The sequence below is a fragment of the Dyadobacter sediminis genome, from assembly GCF_005860765.1.
In the GTDB taxonomy this organism is placed as follows: domain Bacteria; phylum Bacteroidota; class Bacteroidia; order Cytophagales; family Spirosomataceae; genus Dyadobacter; species Dyadobacter sediminis.
This window is the reverse complement of the sequence record NZ_VCEI01000021.1, coordinates 1152271-1170152: the sequence shown is the minus strand read 5'-3', so window position 1 is coordinate 1170152 and position 17882 is coordinate 1152271. Positions and strand designations below refer to the sequence as shown.

Sequence of the window (17882 nt, the reverse complement as noted above, 5' to 3'; positions counted from 1 at the left end):
GTATATTTGTTAACAGTACAAATTTATCAATAATAATCACTGCCTAAACTAAACTCTTTACTTAATTTTGGCATCCTATCACGTACCATTTGAAAAATGATCATTTTTTTTGACGACCGTCCATTCAGAATTGTACGGACCAATCAGCTTTCTGCCTCGGAAACCTCAGGTTTTGACCATGTCATTGATCTGCGGCTTGAGAAAATCAAAAAGACCATGCTGACCGGCCATATTCTGTTTCTGAACTCTACTGCAACCACGGCCGTACAGGTTATACAGCTTCTGGAAAAGGAATTACCGAAGCAAATGCTTTCCATTACGATGGCTACACGCGAAAAATCGGAAGTGGAAGAGAAAATAAAAGGATTGTATAAAGTAATCAAAGCTTCCGGCGGCGTAGTTGTAAAAGACAGCAAATGGCTTTTTATGTTCCGCAGAAAAAAGTGGGACCTTCCGAAGGGAAAACTGGATAAAGGAGAAAATTCAAAAACGGCTGCAATAAGGGAAATCAAGGAAGAAACCGGTGTAGATGCTGCCATCCGGGATAAAATCTGCACAACATGGCATACGTACAGTCTGAACAATAACCGGATCCTGAAACGTACAAAATGGTACCTTTTTGATTGCATCGACGATTCGGAAATGCAGCCTCAGGCCGAAGAACAGATTGAAAAACTGGATTGGTACTCGCCGGCAGAAGCCAAATCAATCCTGATCAATTCTTACAGTTCGATACGCTATGTCATTGACAGTCTGAACAAAATCCACAAAGTCAACGAATAAGCAGCTTATCTGATAAAACTATCCTTCCTGACTCAGTTTATTTAACTCCGAAAGCGAATAAGGCAGAAAATTGTCCACGCCTTGCCCGTAACGGTGCAGATCGCGGATAATGCTGGAACTGATCGGCGCAAGATTAGGCGAAGTGATCAGAAATACCGTTTCAATTTCCTCGTACAAATACCTGTTCACTTGTGAAATGCCGTTTTCATACTCGAAATCGGTTGTATTGCGCAAACCTCTCAGCAGAAAGGTAGCGCCGAGCTCGCGGGCCGTATGCGCAGTAAGGTCTTCATAAGTAATCACCCGGACATTTTCCTGATGATCAAACGTCCTTTCGATCATTTCTTTCATAACTTCCAGCGGGAAATAACGCTTTTTGGTAGCGTTATTTCCTATCCCGATCACCACTTCGTCAAAAAGCCGCAACCCGCGTATGACAATATCTTCATGCCCTTTGGTAAAAGGATCAAAAGAGCCGGGAAATAATGCGATACGCTTCATAGTAGCTTGATTTACAGATCAGGATGAAACAAGGTAAGTATTGAAAAGACCGAAATATCTGTGCCCGGGAACATGTGCGCACTGGGTGCTGTACCGCAGCGTTGTAGGTCCGTTCCCGATATGCAGATTGGGGAAAAACTGTGAAAGTTCTGTGTATGTGTCCGAAGAAGCTGTTATTTCACCGTAGCAGATCACTTTCATTTCCTCCGGAAGAAAATTCAGCTGGCTTAAAGTAAACAGGATAATGTAGGCAAGTTCCTGAAATTGTGAAAACCGGAACCGGTTGCAAAGTATAAGCTGCTGACTTTCTGTTATGATCAGCGTGAAATAATCCTTTTCAAAATAAACAGAAACAATCCGGAATTCTTCATGTTCCGCGTGGCTGACCAGTGCGCCGATGATCAGCGGACTTGTCAGATGATAAAATGTAATGCTGGACGAGCCGAAATGATTGATCATCCAGTCGTACCAGATTTGCGGGATACTGAAAACATTATAGGCATGAACAAGCGGCAGCTCATGATATAAAACTTTTTCATCCTCCGGAACGGAATTTCCCAGCGCAAATTCCAGATAATCCCGGATGGCGTTCTTATCAAAAATGACACTCGGAATCAGACTGAAAGCATGCGAGTTGATCGCAATCCTGACATTTTTCCAGTTATGGGAAGACCATAATAAATGACCGGTAAAAATCCTTTTCAGCTTTTCGAAGATTTCATTCGGATTCAGAACGGTTTCAAAACCGTAATCTTCCAGCCAGATGCATTCCATATTTTCATCACGGACAATGCAGAAACGAATGCGCCTTTCATCCACTTCAATACACAGCGTACAGAATGGAATGCTGGCCTCGTCAAATGAATTATCGCCTACAAGCAAGGTAGGAATAACTTCAATGACTTGGTTTTCAGAATGTGCCACAATAAAACGGGTAATTATTAATTAGTATTCAATTTAGTCGGCTGTTCCGGAGATGTACCTTTCAAGCTGTAAAATCTCATCCAGTGCATGCACATGCGAAAATAAGGCATGCAGCTCATAATCCTGAAACTTACTGAGTTCTTCCCAGCTCATAAAACGGACATCGGCAATAATCTGGTTTTCCGCCGGCAATTCAGGATCAGTGCCTTTTTCCGGCATGCCTGCAAATGATTCTATTTCGAAGAATAATTCAATGGCATGCAGCGGAGCCTGAACATGTTCGTTTACAAAAAGCAGCTTTCCTACTTCTACATCCAGACCGGTTTCTTCTCTGAATTCCCTTTTTAAAGCCGTTTCGGCTGTTTCCCCAAAGCTGATCCCGCCGCCGGGCGGACTCCAAAAAAACCCGTCTCTGCCGTAAAGCGAATGATTGATCAGCAATATTTTATCATTGACCATGCAGATTCCGCAAACGCGGACACGCACAATGCCGCCGTATAAAATTTCTATCTGATCATTCAGTTTTGACAAAGCCTGATTTTTTGGAGCGGTAAATATAAACATCCTGACAGAATTGACAAGACATAATTCTGTCAGGAAAGGCGTTTCTGCCGGAATAAAGCAGAATTTGTCTTTCTGAAAAGATGCAGTTTAAAAAATAACGGGTTTGTAATCAGTAATAAGGACTTCCTGAAATGTAGCTTTCCAGGGTATTGATGTGCTCCTTTTGTTCGTACATAATGGCCGATACAATATCATTGATGGAAATAATACCGACCAGCCTGCCATGCTCATTTACAGGCAAATGGCGAATATGCTTGTCAGACATGATCTGCATGCAGTCCTCAATCTTCTGATCCGTTTCCACGGTAATTACCTTGCTCGTCATTACTTCCCGGATCAGCGTATCGCGTGAAGCCCTTCCCTGAAGAATGACTTTTCTGGCATAATCCCTTTCCGAAAATATTCCGATGAGTTCGTTATCTTCCAGCACCAAAACCGCTCCGATATTTTTGGCAGCCATCAGCTCAAGAGCCTCGAATACCGTATTATCCTGCGTTACTGACCAGATTGCATTGAAAGGCTTGTTGCCCATTACATGATGTACCAGCATAGACGATTAGGTTATAGATTGGAGATAAAAGGAAACCGAATATAGAAATTTGATCCGTTAAAATCCAACTATTTCTTAGTATATTTTTGTAACTAATCAGCCACTTTGATATTTGCGTCGCTTCCATTAGCTTCGTTATTATGGAAACAGATAAAATTTTACCTTCCCAGCTGCTGCGCAAACGTTTTCCTTTTAAACCTACTGAGGGTCAGCTCCGTTTTTTTGCCAAGATGGACGATTTTCTGATCGAGGAATCAGGACTGGAACGGTACCGCGACTGTTTTCTGCTGAAAGGATATGCCGGAACGGGTAAAACAACGATTATAAGTACGTTAATAAAGGTTCTGAAAAACTTCGGGTATAAATCCGTGCTGCTTGCTCCTACCGGCCGGGCTGCCAAAGTAATGTCCGGATACTCCGAAAAAATTGCGCTTACGATTCATAAAAAAATATACAAGCAAACGGCAGATTCCTTTTCTGGCACACTGACATTCCAGCGTCAGAAAAATTATCATGACAACACGCTGTTTATCGTGGATGAAGCATCCATGATTACCGACGAGGCCGATTTTGGCAACCGCAGCCTTCTGGCCGATCTCATTGAATTTGTATTTGAAAACCCCGGAAACAAGCTGATGCTCGTCGGCGATGTAGCCCAGCTTCCGCCGGTCGGCCGCGAATTGAGCCCGGCACTGGACGGTGAATATCTGGAAAGAACTTTCTATATGTCTGTTTTTCAGGAAGAACTCAGGGAAGTCATGCGGCAGGATGAAGAATCGGGCATTCTTTACAATGCAACGCTGCTCCGGAATGAACTCAGCGCAGAAAAACCCAACATTCACATTACAACAAGATCTTACCGCGATGTTTTCAAGATGACGGGTGAAAAGCTGGAAGAAGGGCTGCGCTATGCTTATGACAAGTTCGGGCAGGAAAATTCCATCATTCTGACACGCTCCAACAAGTCTGCAGTGCAGTATAACGAATTTATCCGGCGGGCCGTTAACTTTTCAGAAGAAGAAATTGACGCCGGCGACCGGCTGATGGTTGTGCGGAACAACTATAACGTACTCGATGAGGATTCGCCTGCGGGATTTATTGCAAATGGTGATTTTGTAGAATTACTGAAAATCAGGAAAACGGAGGAAATTCACGGGTTCCGGTTTGCAGATGTGGTTTTACGCCTGACGGATTATGAAAAACAGCCGGAGTTTAACGCCAAGATTTTTCTGGATACGCTGCATTCCGCTGCTCCGTCCCTTTCGTCGGACGATAATAAAAAACTGTACGAAAGTATTCTTGAAGATTATTTTCACATCAAATCAAAGAAAGAGCGCGCGGAAGCGTTACGGAAAGATCCGTATCTGAATGCCCTTCAGGTAAAGTTTGCCTACGCGCTTACCTGCCATAAAGCGCAGGGCGGACAATGGAGCAGCGTATTCATTGATCAGGGTTATTTGCCTGAAGAACAGATCAATGCGGAATTCATACGATGGCTTTATACGGCAATTACACGCGCTACGGACGAGGTTTTTCTGATGAATTTCCATCCGCATTTTTTCAAATAATTCAGTGCGCTGCCGCCCGTTGCAGACGGTCGTTGATGGCAAGTCCGAGGCTGTACGCAGGAACGCGTTCAGCAATAATCTTTTCAACAGGCAACGTGTCCAGTTCTCTCAGGTAAGCAAAAAGGTTGTGCGCAGCTTCCTGCATATTTGCATTAAAACTTAAAACGCGCTGATTTTCAATATTTACGCCTTCCAGATATTTGTCAAACAAAAGATAGCCGGTTTGCTCGTTACCGTTTTCTGAAATTACTTTATTCCGCAGAAAAAACGCCTTTCTCGGCGCATAGTGGCTTTTCAGCATGCCCGGCGCTTTGGGGTCTGAAGAGGAATTCGGCATCAGCGTCACTTTCCCGATCACTTGTTCAATGTCGTCCACGGCAAGGCCGCCGAGCCGGTAAATGATCGTTTCATTATTTTCAAACCCTACAATCGTTGATTCAATGCCTACGCTGCTTTCGCCGCCGTCCAGGATATAAGGGATTTTATCTCCCAGTTGCGCATTGACGTGCATGGCGTTTGTCGGACTGATGTAACCGAACGGATTGGCGCTTGGAGCGGCAAGCGGGAAGTCCAGCCTTCCAAGCAGATCCAGCAATATCGGGTGATTCGGAATCCTCACCGCCACGCTGTCCAGTCCGGATGTGACCAGATCGGGTATGACCGTTTTCTTAGGCAAAAGTAAAGTGAGCGGACCAGGCCAGAAATTTTCTGCAAGTCTGCGGGCTTTCTCAGGGAAATCCGAGACATACTGCATGACTTTTTCAACGGAATCCGTATGAATAATCAGCGGATCAAACGCCGGACGGTTTTTCACCTCAAAAATAGACAAAACGGCCTTTTCATCCAGTGCATTGCCTGCAAGTCCGTACACCGTTTCAGTAGGAATGGCTACAAGTTCTCCTTTTACAAGAGTCTCTTTTGCCCGGTCTAGATCGTTTCCTGTAACTGCCAAAATCATTCAATTTGATTAACAGATCAAAATTAACGAGATGTATTACAAGCGCAGCTATTTTTTAGCGTTAGTTAAAGAATATTCAGGTACCAAAGTTAAAAAGAAGCCGTTTCTGGTCACTGCAAAGTATTTATTGCAAGATTTTAATTGAAATTCCACATTCCATTTAGATTTGTTTTAAATAAACTTTAAAATGTATACGAACGGCTACTCTTATATAATCCGTGTTTATATTTAATGATTAAATAGTATTTTTATAAACTACCCTTTTAACTATGTTTCAAATCAAAGAACAGCCTGTCGTTTTTGACGTCTGCATTATTGGCTCGGGAGCAGGAGGCGGAATGGCGGCATACCAGCTTGCAAAAGCGGGTGCCAAAGTGGCTCTTTTGGAGGCAGGCGGATATTTTGACCCTGCTGATCCTAAATATATTACGCAGCTTAAATGGCCTTGGGAATCACCGCGCAGAGGTGCTTCCAATCATCGCCCGTTTGGTGACTTCGACGCAGCGTGGGGCGGCTGGGACATTGAAGGCGAACCTTATACGCATAAAAACGGTACAGAATTTGACTGGTTCCGTTCAAGGATGCTGGGCGGCCGTACCAATCACTGGGGCCGGATTTCGCTCCGTTTCGGGCCAAAGGATTTCAAGAGAAAAAGCATAGACGGACTGGGCGACGACTGGCCGATCAGTTACGACGATGTAAAACCGTACTACGATCAGGTGGATAAACTGATCGGGGTTTTTGGAACGGTTGAAAACATGGACAACGAGCCGGACGGAATTTTCCTGCCTCCGCCGAAACCGCGTCTGCACGAACTCTTGCTTAAACAGGCCGGAAAAAAGGCTAATGTGCCTGTGATTCCTTCCCGTCTTTCCATCCTTACAAAACCGATTAACGATCAGCGCGGCGTTTGTTTTTACTGCAGCCAATGTTCACGCAGCTGTCAGGCCTATGCGGATTTCTCGTCCTCTTCAGTGCTTTGTATCCCGGCTGTAAAAACCGGAAATGTAACGCTGATCAATAATGCCATGGCGCGTGAAGTACTGACCGATCCGGTTTCCGGACTGGCAACAGGCGTTTCTTACGTGAACCGTGAAAAACTGACCGAACACACGATCAAGGCGAAAGTAGTTGTATTGGCAGCCAGCGCAGGGGAATCCGCAAGGCTTTTGCTGAACTCCAAATCGGAAAGACATCCGGGCGGACTTGCCAATTCAAGCGGTGTCGTCGGAAAATACCTGCACGATTCTACCGGTGCATCGCGTGGTGCATTTCTGCCGCATCTGATGGACAGAAAAAGATACAATGAAGACGGCGTGGGCGGTATGCACGTGTACACGCCTTGGTGGCTGGACAACAAAAAACTGGATTTCCCGAGAGGTTACCATATCGAATACGGCGGCGGAATGGGTATGCCAAGCTATGGTTTCGGCTCAGGCATCGAGAATATGAATGGCAAATATCCGACTGCAGCAGGCTTGATGAAACCGGCCGGCGGATACGGCGCTTCGCTGAAAGAAGATTACCGCCGTTTCTACGGCGCTTACGTTGGAATGGCCGGACGCGGTGAAGCTGTCCCCGATATCAACAACTATTGCGAAATTGACCCGAACGTTGTAGACAAATACGGAATCCCTGTTTTGCGTTTTCACTACAAATGGTCTGATTACGAGATCAAGCAGGCCAAACACATGCATGATACGTTTGAAGAAATCATTCATGCACTGGGCGGCGTAGCAAGCGGTACAAAACCCGGCGCTGATACCAACTACGGAATTGCAGCACCCGGCCGCATTATCCATGAAGTGGGTACAGTGAGAATGGGCGATGACCCGAAAACTTCTGCATTGAACAAATTTTCACAGGCTCACGACGCGAAAAACGTGTTTGTTGTAGACGGCGGATCGTTTGTTTCGCAAGCGGACAAAAACCCGACCTGGACCATACTTGCACTTTCCATGCGTGCATCGGAATACATTGTCAATCAGGTTAAGCAAAAGAATATTTAACCATTTGAACTTAGTTTCAAATCTTATTAAAATATGAAACGCAGAGATTCATTAAAAGCCCTGACACTTAGTTCGCTTGGCATTACCGCGCTCAACCCGCAGGTGGCGCTTGCCGAACAAAGAGAATTGGATACACAGATGCCGCCTGAAACACCGCTCAAAATACCGAACGGACGTACAAAGGACGAGGCAATCCGGGATGCGAAACTTCTGAAAGAGAAGTTTCTGACTCCTTCTGAAATGGCAACCATCAAAGTTCTTGTAGACATCATTATTCCGGCTGACGAAAAATCAGGCAGTGCAACGCAAGCGGGAGTTCCTGATTTTATCGAGTTCATTGTGAAAGATATGCCGCAATATCAAACTCCTTTACGCGGCGGTTTGAAATGGCTTGACCTTGAATCGAACAAAAGATTCAAGAAAATATTCACTCTTTGTACCAAAGCACAGCAAATCCAGATTGTTGACGATATTGCATATCCGGAGAAAGCCAAACCCATGCACAGCCAGGGTGTCGCTTTTTTCAATATGATGCGAAATCTGACAGCTTCCGGTTTTTACACAACCAGAATCGGGATTGATGACCTCGGCTATGTTGGAAATACACCAAACGTCTGGGAAGGTGTTCCTGCTGATGTGCTGAAACAATACGGAGTAAGCTACGATTCGTAGCTGCTGCATGATAAACAGGAAAAGGCCTTTGATAAAATTCATCAAAGGCCTTTTTAGTTATTATCAGATTATAATCAATACAGCTTTTGACGCTGCTCTTTTACCGTTTCGTCTTTCAGGAACTCGTCATAAGTCATCAGTTTATCCAGAATTCCTTTCGGACCGATTTCGATAATGCGGTTGGCAATCGTATGCACAAACTGGTGATCATGTGAATAGAATAACAGACAGCCTGAAAAATCAATTAATCCATTGTTCAGTGCCGTAATGGATTCCAGATCCAGGTGGTTTGTAGGATCGTCGAGTACCAGAGCATTCGCACCGGAAAGCATTGTTCTGGAAAGCATGCAGCGTACTTTTTCACCTCCTGAAAGCACTTTCGCTTTTTTCAGCGACTCTTCCCCGGAGAAAAGCATTCTTCCCAGAAACCCGCGGATAAAGCTTTCGTCCTTTTCCTCCGAATATTGGCGAAGCCAGTCCACAAGATTAAGGTCTACATCAAAAAACTGCGTCGGATCTTTTGGAAAATAGGATTTGGTGATGGTTACGCCCCAGGTATAAGTTCCTTTATCCGCTTTCTGAATTTCGTTGATGATATCAAAAAAAGAACTGATGGCAAGAACATTGCGGCTTACAAATGCAATTTTATCCCCTTTGTTCACTGTAAAACTAAGGTTATTAAAAAGCTTGGTGCCGTCTTCGGCAGTTTTGGACAAACCTTCAATGCGCAGCAGCTGATCGCCGACTTCTCTTTCCGACTTGAAAGCAATGTATGGGTATTTGCGGGAAGAAGGCTTTATATCATCAATTGTCAGTTTTTCAAGCAGTTTGGCGCGGGAAGTGGCCTGCTTGGATTTGGAAGCATTCGCACTGAACCTTCTGATAAAATCCTCCAGTTCCTTCCGCTTGTCTTCAGATTTTCTGTTTGCATCCTGACGCTGTTTCAGTGCAAGCTGACTGGACTCATACCAGAAAGAATAGTTTCCCGTGAACATCTGAACCTTGCTGAAATCAATATCGACAACATGCGTACAAACCTCATCCAGAAAGTGCCTGTCGTGAGAAACAACAATTACGGTATTCTTGAAATCAGCCAGGAAGTTTTCGAGCCAGAGTACTGTTTCAACGTCCAGGTTATTAGTAGGCTCATCGAGCAGCAGCACATCCGGATTTCCGAACAATGCCTGCGCAAGCAAAACCCTTACTTTGTCATTGGCATTCAGATCGCCCATAATGGCGGAATGAAGTTCCTCGCCAAGTCCGAGTCCGCTCAGCAGCTGCGCTGCTTCAGTTTCTGCTTCCCAGCCGTTCAGGTCAGCAAATTCCGCTTCCAGTTCCGCCGCTTTTTCACCATCGGCATCTGTAAAATCCTCTTTTTCGTAAATGGCTTCACGTTCTTTCATGATCTTGTAAAGACGTTCATGTCCCAAAATCACCGTGTCCATTACAGTATATGCGTCAAATTCAAACTGATCCTGTTTCAGAAAAGTCATCCTTTCACCCGGATTCATTTGAACTGTACCGGTTTGCGGCTCTATTTCACCGGAAAGGATTTTTAAAAAGGTCGATTTTCCCGCTCCGTTCGCTCCAATCACTCCATAACAGTTTCCCGGGACAAATTTTATATTTACTTCGTCAAATAATATCCTTTTGCCGTATCTTAAGGATACGTTCTGAACCGTAATCATTGTAAATCAATTTTTATGAATGAAACCGCAAAATTAAGAAATTCACGCCGATTTCATATGTTTGATATTATTAAAAGCGAAGAAAGCGGACTGATAATCAACAGTCCGCTTTCTTTATGTATCTGTTGCACGTCAGGGAATAACCCTTAAGGTATGCGCTCCTTTTCCGACACTTATCTTTGCATCCTGTTTTTTCAGAGAAGGTGTTTCGCCCTTGGTAACACTCCAGAATTCAACGCCGCCATTTCCCATTCCGTATTCGAGGTATTCAAAGACGGAAACAGCGAGATTTGAACCGTCTTTGTCAAAGGCTGCACTTTGCGGATAAATTCCGTCAAACGGATAATCGGCCACTTTGGTCAGTGCGGCGTCTGCTTTTCCGACTTTGAACAAAGTAATGGAAGCTCCTGCTCCTGTTCCGGCTTCTGTCCATGGCGAGTCGCTTTTTCCTGCATTCACAGCGACCAGCCGGGAACCGTCCGGACTGATGGCAAAAGAACCCGTATTGATACCAGCCAGAACCGGGCTTGCAACTTTATGCTCAACGGCGCCATCCATTGAAAAATCCACAACAAAAATTTCGCCCTCAACCGCAGTTTTTCCGGGAGTGCCTTTGGTGTCCAGTATAAAGTAATGTTTTCCATCTGCGGAAAATTTTCCAAACGAAGGCTGTGTTCCGACTTTCACGGGCTTGCCGACAATTTCCACGTTTTTAAGCTTGCCGCCTTCCCGAATGACTTTATACAATCCTACTTCCTTTGAATTACTTAAAGTAAAGGCAATGTAATCGCCGGAAGGATGCCAGGAAAGATCGGCAATTTTATCGGATGAGTCGATCGCTGCGGGCAGATTCAGGAACCTTGCAGGCTTGCCGTCCGGTCCTGCTTCGATAAACACCAGTTCTTTTCCGGTTTCACCCGTTGAAATAATCAGTTCATTTTTATTCACATCAATGGCCATCGGTTTTTTCCCGACCGGAAAACCGAATTTTGCCTTTGGCGAAGCCAGGTTTGTAATATCGACTACAAATAATTTTTCTCCTGCCGGAAATTCTGAAATCACATCTTTATATTCCGTAACGCCGTCTTCCGGCTTCACACGGCTTTCCAGCACATAAGCAAGTCCGCCGGCGGGAGGTACCGCCAGCGTTTTGGAAGATCCGAGTGCCGAATTTGAAACCATTGCACTTCCGATTCCTTTGCTGCCTCTTTCAACGGGAAATTTGATTGTACTTAACTGATCTTTTGCTGTAATGTCTCTTAATAGCTTTCCATCAACGAGTGCAGAAGCCGACAAATCAGCATCCGAAACAACAACCAGGCCACGTGCATTGAAGTTAATGGTTGATTGGGCAACCGCCGGGATTGCTCCCACTGCCGCCAAACCAGCAAATAAAACGACTTTTTTCATAAAAAGAATTTAGGTTACAGTGATTGAAAGTAAATAGAACGATCAGATCGAACTAAACCTTGTAAAGAATCTTGCTTTATAAGGACTTTAAAAATGGCAATATAACAAAAAAGAAAACCCCGGTAAATTGCTACCGGGGTTTGAATCTCAGGAAGAAAAGGGACTAAGCTGCTGCAGTAGTAAGTGCGTTCACAACTTTCGCCAGTTTTGATTTCTGGTTTGAAGCCTTTTTCTTATGGATAATATTTTTCTTTGCCAAACGATCCAACATTGAAGAAACAGTTTTGTAAACTTCAACAGCTACTGCCTTATCAGTCGTTTCACGCAATTTTTTGATGTATGAACGTGTAGTTTTATGCTGGTAACGATTACGCAAACGTTTTGTTTCGTTAGCGCGGATTCTCTTTAATGCTGATTTATGATTTGCCATTTTATTGAACTGATATTTTCCTATTTTTCATTTCGATTTGCAAAAATAGAAATTACTGACAGAAATGCCAAGCTTAGCCTGAAATATATTTGATCAATCCCGGCCCGACTTACTGCGGCATACGTTGCACATCGGAATTCAGGTACTCTTCAATGCGGTTTTCCAGCTCCGTATATGGAATATTGCTGTGCAATTGCCCTTCCACGGCAAGCGAGATTTTGCCGGTCTGTTCGGAAATGACAATCACGATGGCGTCTGTGGCTTCGCTCATGCCCATGGCCGCTCTGTGCCGGAATCCGAGTGAAGACGGAACATCCACGCCGTCTGCAACCGGCAGTACGCATCTTGCCGCTTTCAGCACGCCGTCCACAATGATGACTGCGCCGTCGTGCAATTCACTATACTGGTTAAAAAGGGAAACAAGCAAAGGCTTGGAAACACGCGAATCCAGCAATTCGCCGGTTTCTACGTACTTGCTCAGGTCATCGCGTTTGTTGACGACAATCAATGCGCCTGTAAAGTTGGCGGCAATGGTTTTGCTGGCGTCCACAATCTCTTTCAGGTTTTTCACTTTCAGGTCCAGCACCGAATTGCCAAGGACTTTTTTCAGGAGCCCGTTATTGGTATAAATGGTGGATTTACCGATGATGAGCAAAAAACGCCGGATTTCCTGCTGAAAAATAACAATCAGCGCAACGGCTCCAACACCCATAAAATACTGCAGAATGGCCGTGAGTAATCCCAGTCCGAGTCCTTTTACAACCAGATAAAACACATAGACAAACAGATACCCGAGGAAAACCCTGCTGGCAATACTTCCCCGAACCAGCGTATATACCTGATAAAGAAGAACTGAAACTAAAAAAACATCCAGGACGTCAGCCCAATTGATGTTCAGAAAACCCACACGCATAAGAAAATCAATATTATTCCGGGACTAAATTACTATTTAATTCATACTGTTACCAGCGGCAATCCATAGTTTTACAACTTCTGCCGCCTGTTTTACGTCATGCACGCGAATAATTGAGGCACCTTGCTGCAATGCCAGCGTGTTGAGTACGGTTGTTCCATTTAACGCTTCTTCAGCCGTTATATTCAAAGTTTTGTAAATAGTGGTTTTCCTCGAAATCCCGACAAGCAGCGGATAATCCAGCAAGTGGAAGGCACGGAGGTTTTTCATCAGTTCGAAATTCTGAGCAATGGTTTTGGCAAATCCGAAACCCGGATCAATGATGATATCGGCAACACCTTTCTGCCTGAGCACATCCGCTTTTTCCTTCAGATCTTTCAGAATGTCCGGAATCAGCTGATTATAGTTTGTCAATTGGTTCATCGTCTGCGGCGTACCGCGCATATGCATCAGAATGTAAGGAACTTTCAGCGCAGCGGCCACATCGAACATGCTGTCGTCCAGAATTCCGCCGGAAACGTCATTGATCATATGCGCGCCTTTCTGTACGGCCCGGCCGGCTACTGAAGATCGGAAGGTATCTACGGAAAGGATCAGTTCAGGAAAATATTTAGTTAACGGCTCAATCGCGGATTCCACGCGGTCTGCTTCTTCTTCCGGATCAATTTCCTTTGCCCCGGGACGTGTGGAATATCCGCCGACATCTATAATGCCCGCGCCTTCTTTCTGCATTTGTCCGGCCTTGTCCACCAGCTCGTCAACGGAGCTGATGCGGCTTCCGGCGTAAAAAGAATCCGGCGTTATATTGAGTATGCCCATTACAACCGGAGTTGACAGTTCCATCAGTCTGCCCCGGATGTTGAGCGTTTTTTTGCTAACTTGCATCATCATTTTTTAACTGAAACCGGCAAGGGAATGATTATGAATTCATTTCGGGTTCCCCGCCGTAAAGCCATTAACTAATTCAAAGCAGTGAAATCCACAGAATCGGAATATCAGGAAATCATTCAGTATTGCCAAGCGCTTTTTACAAAAAAGAACAGAGATTACGGAACATCATGGCGTATTCTGCGTATTCCGTCGCTTACAGACCAGATTTTCATCAAGGCGCAGAGAATCCGGACTATTCAGGAAAAAGGCGTACAGAAAGTGAATGAAGACGTTTCTTCCGAGTTCGTCGGCATTATTAATTACTGCGTTATGGCACTAATTCAGATTGCTTCTTCAGAAACGGGACAGGATATTCAGGATTCGGATCTGGCCAATCTTTATACTATGCAGGTCAATGAAGTAAAGGAACTGCTTTTCAACAAAAATCATGATTACGGCGAGGCTTGGCGCGATATGCGCGTCAGTTCCATGACGGACATAATTCTGATGAAATTGCTGAGGATCAAACAAATCGAGGATAATCAGGGGTTAACGCTGGTTTCTGAAGGTGTAAAGGCGGGTTATCAGGATATTATCAATTACTCGGTTTTTTGCCTGATCAAATCCAATGCATTGCAAACAAACTGACCAGCGTTTTGTGTTAAAGCATTTCTAATAGCATTATAAAAAATGAAAATCCTTGCCCAGATTTCCCGTATCGTCGTTGGCCTGCTGTTTATTTTTTCAGGTTTGATAAAATTGAACGATCCGATCGGAACACAGTACAAGCTTGAAGAGTACTTTGAAGTTTTTGCCGTGGATATGCCTTTTCTGCACGATTTCTTCATGGCGCTGGTTCCGCTTGCACTTTATCTCTCTGTATTTTTATGTACGGCAGAAGTTGTGCTCGGCATTGCATTACTCGTCCGCTACAAGCCGCGGACCATTTCATGGCTACTGCTGATCATCATTGTGTTTTTCACCTTCCTGACATTCTATTCGGCTTATTTCAACAAAGTTACAGACTGCGGCTGCTTTGGTGCCGCGATCAAACTGACGCCGTGGACATCTTTCGGAAAAGATTTGTTTTTACTCGCCCTGATCCTTGTGATCGTTTACTACCGCAAAAAATTCAAGCCTTTGCCGACAGGAATCATTATCGTGATTTCGACGATTGCTTCGCTCGGGCTTGCCGTGTATGTACTGCGTCATTTGCCCGTTTTGGACCTTTTGCCGTATCGCGTAGGCGCCAACATTCCGGCCCAGCTGAAACCTTCAGAGCCGCTGCGTTACCTTTATATATTTGATAAAGGAGGAAAAAAATATGAATTTGAAAAATATCCGAGTGACACAACGATGGTTTTCAAGGAAATGGTTGTGCTGAACGAAGATGCAAAGCCGAAAATCACAGATTACAAAGTCTGGAATGACGCGGGAGATTTTACAGAAGAGACTTTCAAGGGAAAAAAACTTTTCCTGATCATCAAAAGTCTGAACGATATCAATACGGCTGCTTTGCCTGAAATCAACAAGCTTATCAATCAGGTTAAAACGCAGGGTGTCGAACCGATTATCCTGACTTCGGGAAACAGTGAAGAAATTGTACGGTTCCTTTCCGGGCACCAGCTTAACGTGCCTTATTATTATGTAGATGCTACGGTTTTAAAAACAATTTCAAGGTCCAACCCCGGCTTATGGCTGCTGGACAACGGCACTGTCAAAGGCAAATGGCATTACAATGATACGCCGACTGCGGAAGAAGTGATCGAACTGGTTAAATAAACGGAAAGGCTGCTTGCTGAAACGGCGCACCATATTATGAAAAATATAGTACTCGTCGGAATGATGTCTTCCGGCAAATCAACTCTGGGTAAAAAACTGGCGCGTGCGCTGAACTACAAGTTTGTGGATCTTGACAAACTGATCGAAAAAGATCAGCAAACCGACATTCCATCCCTATTCAGGCAAAAAGGCGAAACTTATTTCCGGGAAACGGAATCAAGGATTTTAAAGGAAATAATGCCTGAAAGCAAAATTGTCCTGGCTTCCGGCGGCGGAACGCCTTGCTTTTACGATAACATGGACTACATCCGTTCGCTCGGAATCAGTATTTTTCTGGACGTTCCGGCTGCAGATCTTGTAAAAAGAATTGAAAACCACGGCAAAGATGACCGCCCGGTTCTGTCGGGAGCGGCTTCGCTGGAAGATGCATTAACCAGTAAAATACAGGAACGATTTCCCTATTACTCACAAGCTGACCTTACATTAAAAGGTGAAATTGACGTCAGTCATTTGCTGGAAGTTTTAAAGCCTTTGCTGTAAACAATGGCGCTTGCAGCAATTCTGAGAACATGGAATCGTACTTTTTACCGTTCAGATTTATATAAAAAATGCCTCGCCGTAACAGCCGAGGCATTTTTTCAGGTTATAGATAAATCCGGAAAAGCGATTTTTATCAGAAAGTAGTTCCGATTGTAAGCATTACATTGACCGGCTTGTTTGTAATTTCCACAGAAGAATAGTCCTGCGCACTGGCAAGCGTATAAGGGGTAAATGCCGTTTTGTAGGTCAAAAACGTTCCGGTAAGATCTGCAAAAAACCGGCTTCCTCTTACACCTGCTCCGGCTGAAAACAACAGTTTTTGTCTGTTCAAACCATCGGTTCTTGAATAAGGGTCACCTAGGTAAGCAACTCCTGCCCTCGCCCGGAAAATATTCATGCGGTATTCACCGCCAATCCGGAAATTTGCCGTATTTCTGTATGTATCTTTAATTTCAGCTTTTGTTTCATTTTTGAATGCCTCGTTGCTTGTGCTGCTAAGGTAATTGGTATTGGCGCCCATTCCGGCATAACCGACATACTCCACAGAACCGGTAATAAAACCTTTGTCCTGAAAAAAGAAAGTAGCTCCGAAATTTCCTCGGAACGGGCTTGTCAGCGAATATACAAAATCATTGGGTGCGATCGGCAGGCTCGTATAGGGCGGTGTGATCAGATCTCCGTCCGGTCCTGTAACCTTGTTATCAACATATTGCGCACTGACATTCTGATTGAAAGTTTCCTTGATCGAAGTAAATGTCGGACTTGTCAGCACACCGCCGATCTGAACAAACGGATTAAACTTGTAAATCACTCCAAGCGCTACATTAATGCCGTTTCCTGTAACCGTAAGATTTTCATCCTGCTGCGTGAAAACAAGTTCCGGGCTGTCTGTATAATTGTCCTGAAAAGTCCGCGTGTACTTGTACCGCAGACGGCTGAACCCAAGCGTAGCACCGATGTAAAACTTGTCATTGTAATTTCCGGCATAGGCAATATTCCATTGTGTGTTCGCACCCGTCGCACTGTACGTTCCAAACTGATCTGCAGCACTGTTGTTATTATTCAGCGGGGCATAAGGTGGTCCTGTTGTACTTGTAGGATTGATCAAATACATTTGGTAATAAGCTGATGGCAAGGAATAAGCAACCGGGCCGCCTTTGGCCGGATCGCTTTCGAAATCCGTTTCAAGCTGCGAAACTGTTGTGCCGTCTGCATTTACGTTTTCCACAACCTGATCAAGATAAGCACTCCGGTTATTCAATCCTGAAAAATTGTATTTATCCTGAAAAGTCTGTTGACGTGAAAAGGATATTCCCAGCGATGAACCTTTCCACTTTCTTTGAAAACCGGGCTGGCTGGCAATGACAAGCGAAGCCTGTGCAACGTTGAAATTACTTTTACCGGATGACCGGGAATCATCAATGTAACGGGTATTGTTATTAATACTTGTCACTGCCGGACTGACAGTCAATTCAGATCTGTTATAAAAACCCAGTCCAGCAGGATTGCCGTGTATTACACTGGGATCGCCACCCAGGGCGGCATGATTTCCTCCAAGTGCCTGAAACCGGGCCGATCCTGTCAGATTACTTTCAGAATATCTCAAAGCATCCGATGCATATTGTCCGAATACGGATGAAGAAGCACACAGGGCACAAACTACCGCCCATATAGATTGTTTTGTCATGGATATATAATGTTCGCTAACCTTTGAATTCAA

The 17882-nt window shown here is 44.5% G+C and carries 18 protein-coding genes; 7 read left to right on the top strand and 11 right to left on the bottom strand.

The genetic code is table 11. The features are described 5' to 3' along the window. The first annotated feature begins 96 nt into the window (after positions 1-96). On the top strand, positions 97-783 hold the full coding sequence (locus FEM55_RS12110) for an NUDIX hydrolase (protein WP_138281571.1): 687 nt from the start codon (positions 97-99) through the stop codon (positions 781-783). 18 nt (positions 784-801) lie between these two features. Here FEM55_RS12110 and coaD read toward each other — a convergent pair whose 3' ends face one another. The 4 genes from coaD to FEM55_RS12090 form a co-directional block, all read right to left on the bottom strand. Then, complete coding sequence (gene coaD / locus FEM55_RS12105; protein WP_138281570.1) at positions 802-1284, bottom strand: pantetheine-phosphate adenylyltransferase; 483 nt, start codon at positions 1282-1284, stop codon at positions 802-804. An 18-nt stretch (positions 1285-1302) separates the two neighbouring features. After that, positions 1303-2208, bottom strand: a complete 906-nt coding sequence (locus FEM55_RS12100) for a DUF3822 family protein (RefSeq protein ID WP_138281569.1) — start codon at positions 2206-2208, stop codon at positions 1303-1305. Positions 2209-2241: 33 nt separating this feature from the next. Then, complete coding sequence (locus FEM55_RS12095) at positions 2242-2739, bottom strand: NUDIX domain-containing protein (protein WP_229209214.1); 498 nt, start codon at positions 2737-2739, stop codon at positions 2242-2244. Between the two features lie 142 nt (positions 2740-2881). After that, the gene (locus FEM55_RS12090; RefSeq protein WP_229209213.1) at positions 2882-3322 is read right to left on the bottom strand and encodes a CBS domain-containing protein; all 441 of its coding nucleotides are present in this window, start codon (positions 3320-3322) and stop codon (positions 2882-2884) included. Between the two features lie 140 nt (positions 3323-3462). On the opposite strand from FEM55_RS12090, the gene FEM55_RS12085 reads away from it, so the two are divergent. After that, a complete protein-coding gene (locus FEM55_RS12085; RefSeq protein ID WP_138281568.1) occupies positions 3463-4890 on the top strand; it encodes an ATP-dependent DNA helicase in 1428 nt (475 codons plus the stop codon). Position 4891: 1 nt separating this feature from the next. Here FEM55_RS12085 and FEM55_RS12080 read toward each other — a convergent pair whose 3' ends face one another. Continuing rightward, entirely contained in the window at positions 4892-5842 is a 951-nt protein-coding gene (locus FEM55_RS12080; protein ID WP_374756479.1) for an L-threonylcarbamoyladenylate synthase, read from the bottom strand. Positions 5843-6117: 275 nt separating this feature from the next. Between FEM55_RS12080 and FEM55_RS12075 the strand changes: the two genes are divergently transcribed. After that, positions 6118-7857 carry a GMC oxidoreductase gene (locus tag FEM55_RS12075; protein WP_138281566.1) on the top strand — a complete coding sequence of 580 codons (1740 nt, stop codon included), beginning with the start codon at positions 6118-6120 and terminating at the stop codon, positions 7855-7857. Between the two features lie 33 nt (positions 7858-7890). Further along, positions 7891-8529: a gluconate 2-dehydrogenase subunit 3 family protein gene (locus FEM55_RS12070; RefSeq protein ID WP_138281565.1), complete on the top strand. Its 639-nt coding sequence runs from the start codon at positions 7891-7893 to the stop codon at positions 8527-8529. A gap of 74 nt (positions 8530-8603) precedes the next feature. On the opposite strand, the gene FEM55_RS12065 is transcribed toward FEM55_RS12070, so the two are convergent. The 5 genes from FEM55_RS12065 to folP form a co-directional block, all read right to left on the bottom strand. Further along, positions 8604-10217 (bottom strand): ABC-F family ATP-binding cassette domain-containing protein, encoded by a 1614-nt coding sequence (locus tag FEM55_RS12065; protein ID WP_138281564.1) that lies wholly within the window; start codon positions 10215-10217, stop codon positions 8604-8606. Between the two features lie 132 nt (positions 10218-10349). Then, positions 10350-11627: a lactonase family protein gene (locus FEM55_RS12060; protein ID WP_138281563.1), complete on the bottom strand. Its 1278-nt coding sequence runs from the start codon at positions 11625-11627 to the stop codon at positions 10350-10352. A 163-nt stretch (positions 11628-11790) separates the two neighbouring features. Continuing rightward, on the bottom strand, positions 11791-12057 hold the full coding sequence (rpsT, locus tag FEM55_RS12055; RefSeq protein ID WP_138281562.1) for a 30S ribosomal protein S20: 267 nt from the start codon (positions 12055-12057) through the stop codon (positions 11791-11793). Positions 12058-12166: 109 nt separating this feature from the next. Further along, positions 12167-12970, bottom strand: coding sequence for a diadenylate cyclase CdaA (cdaA, locus tag FEM55_RS12050; RefSeq protein ID WP_138281561.1), 804 nt, complete (start codon positions 12968-12970; stop codon positions 12167-12169). Positions 12971-13006: 36 nt separating this feature from the next. Further along, entirely contained in the window at positions 13007-13858 is an 852-nt protein-coding gene (gene folP, locus FEM55_RS12045) for a dihydropteroate synthase (protein WP_138281693.1), read from the bottom strand. Positions 13859-13942: 84 nt separating this feature from the next. Here folP and FEM55_RS12040 point away from each other — a divergent pair, with 84 nt between their 5' ends. The 3 genes from FEM55_RS12040 to FEM55_RS12030 are packed head-to-tail and all read left to right on the top strand — an operon-like array spanning position 13943 to position 16162. Further along, positions 13943-14488 carry a DUF1599 domain-containing protein gene (locus tag FEM55_RS12040; RefSeq protein ID WP_138281560.1) on the top strand — a complete coding sequence of 182 codons (546 nt, stop codon included), beginning with the start codon at positions 13943-13945 and terminating at the stop codon, positions 14486-14488. 42 nt (positions 14489-14530) lie between these two features. Further along, the gene (locus tag FEM55_RS12035; RefSeq protein WP_138281559.1) at positions 14531-15622 is read left to right on the top strand and encodes a BT_3928 family protein; all 1092 of its coding nucleotides are present in this window, start codon (positions 14531-14533) and stop codon (positions 15620-15622) included. Positions 15623-15658: 36 nt separating this feature from the next. Next, positions 15659-16162, top strand: coding sequence for a shikimate kinase (locus tag FEM55_RS12030; RefSeq protein WP_138281558.1), 504 nt, complete (start codon positions 15659-15661; stop codon positions 16160-16162). A gap of 133 nt (positions 16163-16295) precedes the next feature. Here FEM55_RS12030 and FEM55_RS12025 read toward each other — a convergent pair whose 3' ends face one another. Then, complete coding sequence (locus tag FEM55_RS12025) at positions 16296-17849, bottom strand: hypothetical protein (protein WP_138281557.1); 1554 nt, start codon at positions 17847-17849, stop codon at positions 16296-16298. Positions 17850-17882 lie beyond the last annotated feature (33 nt).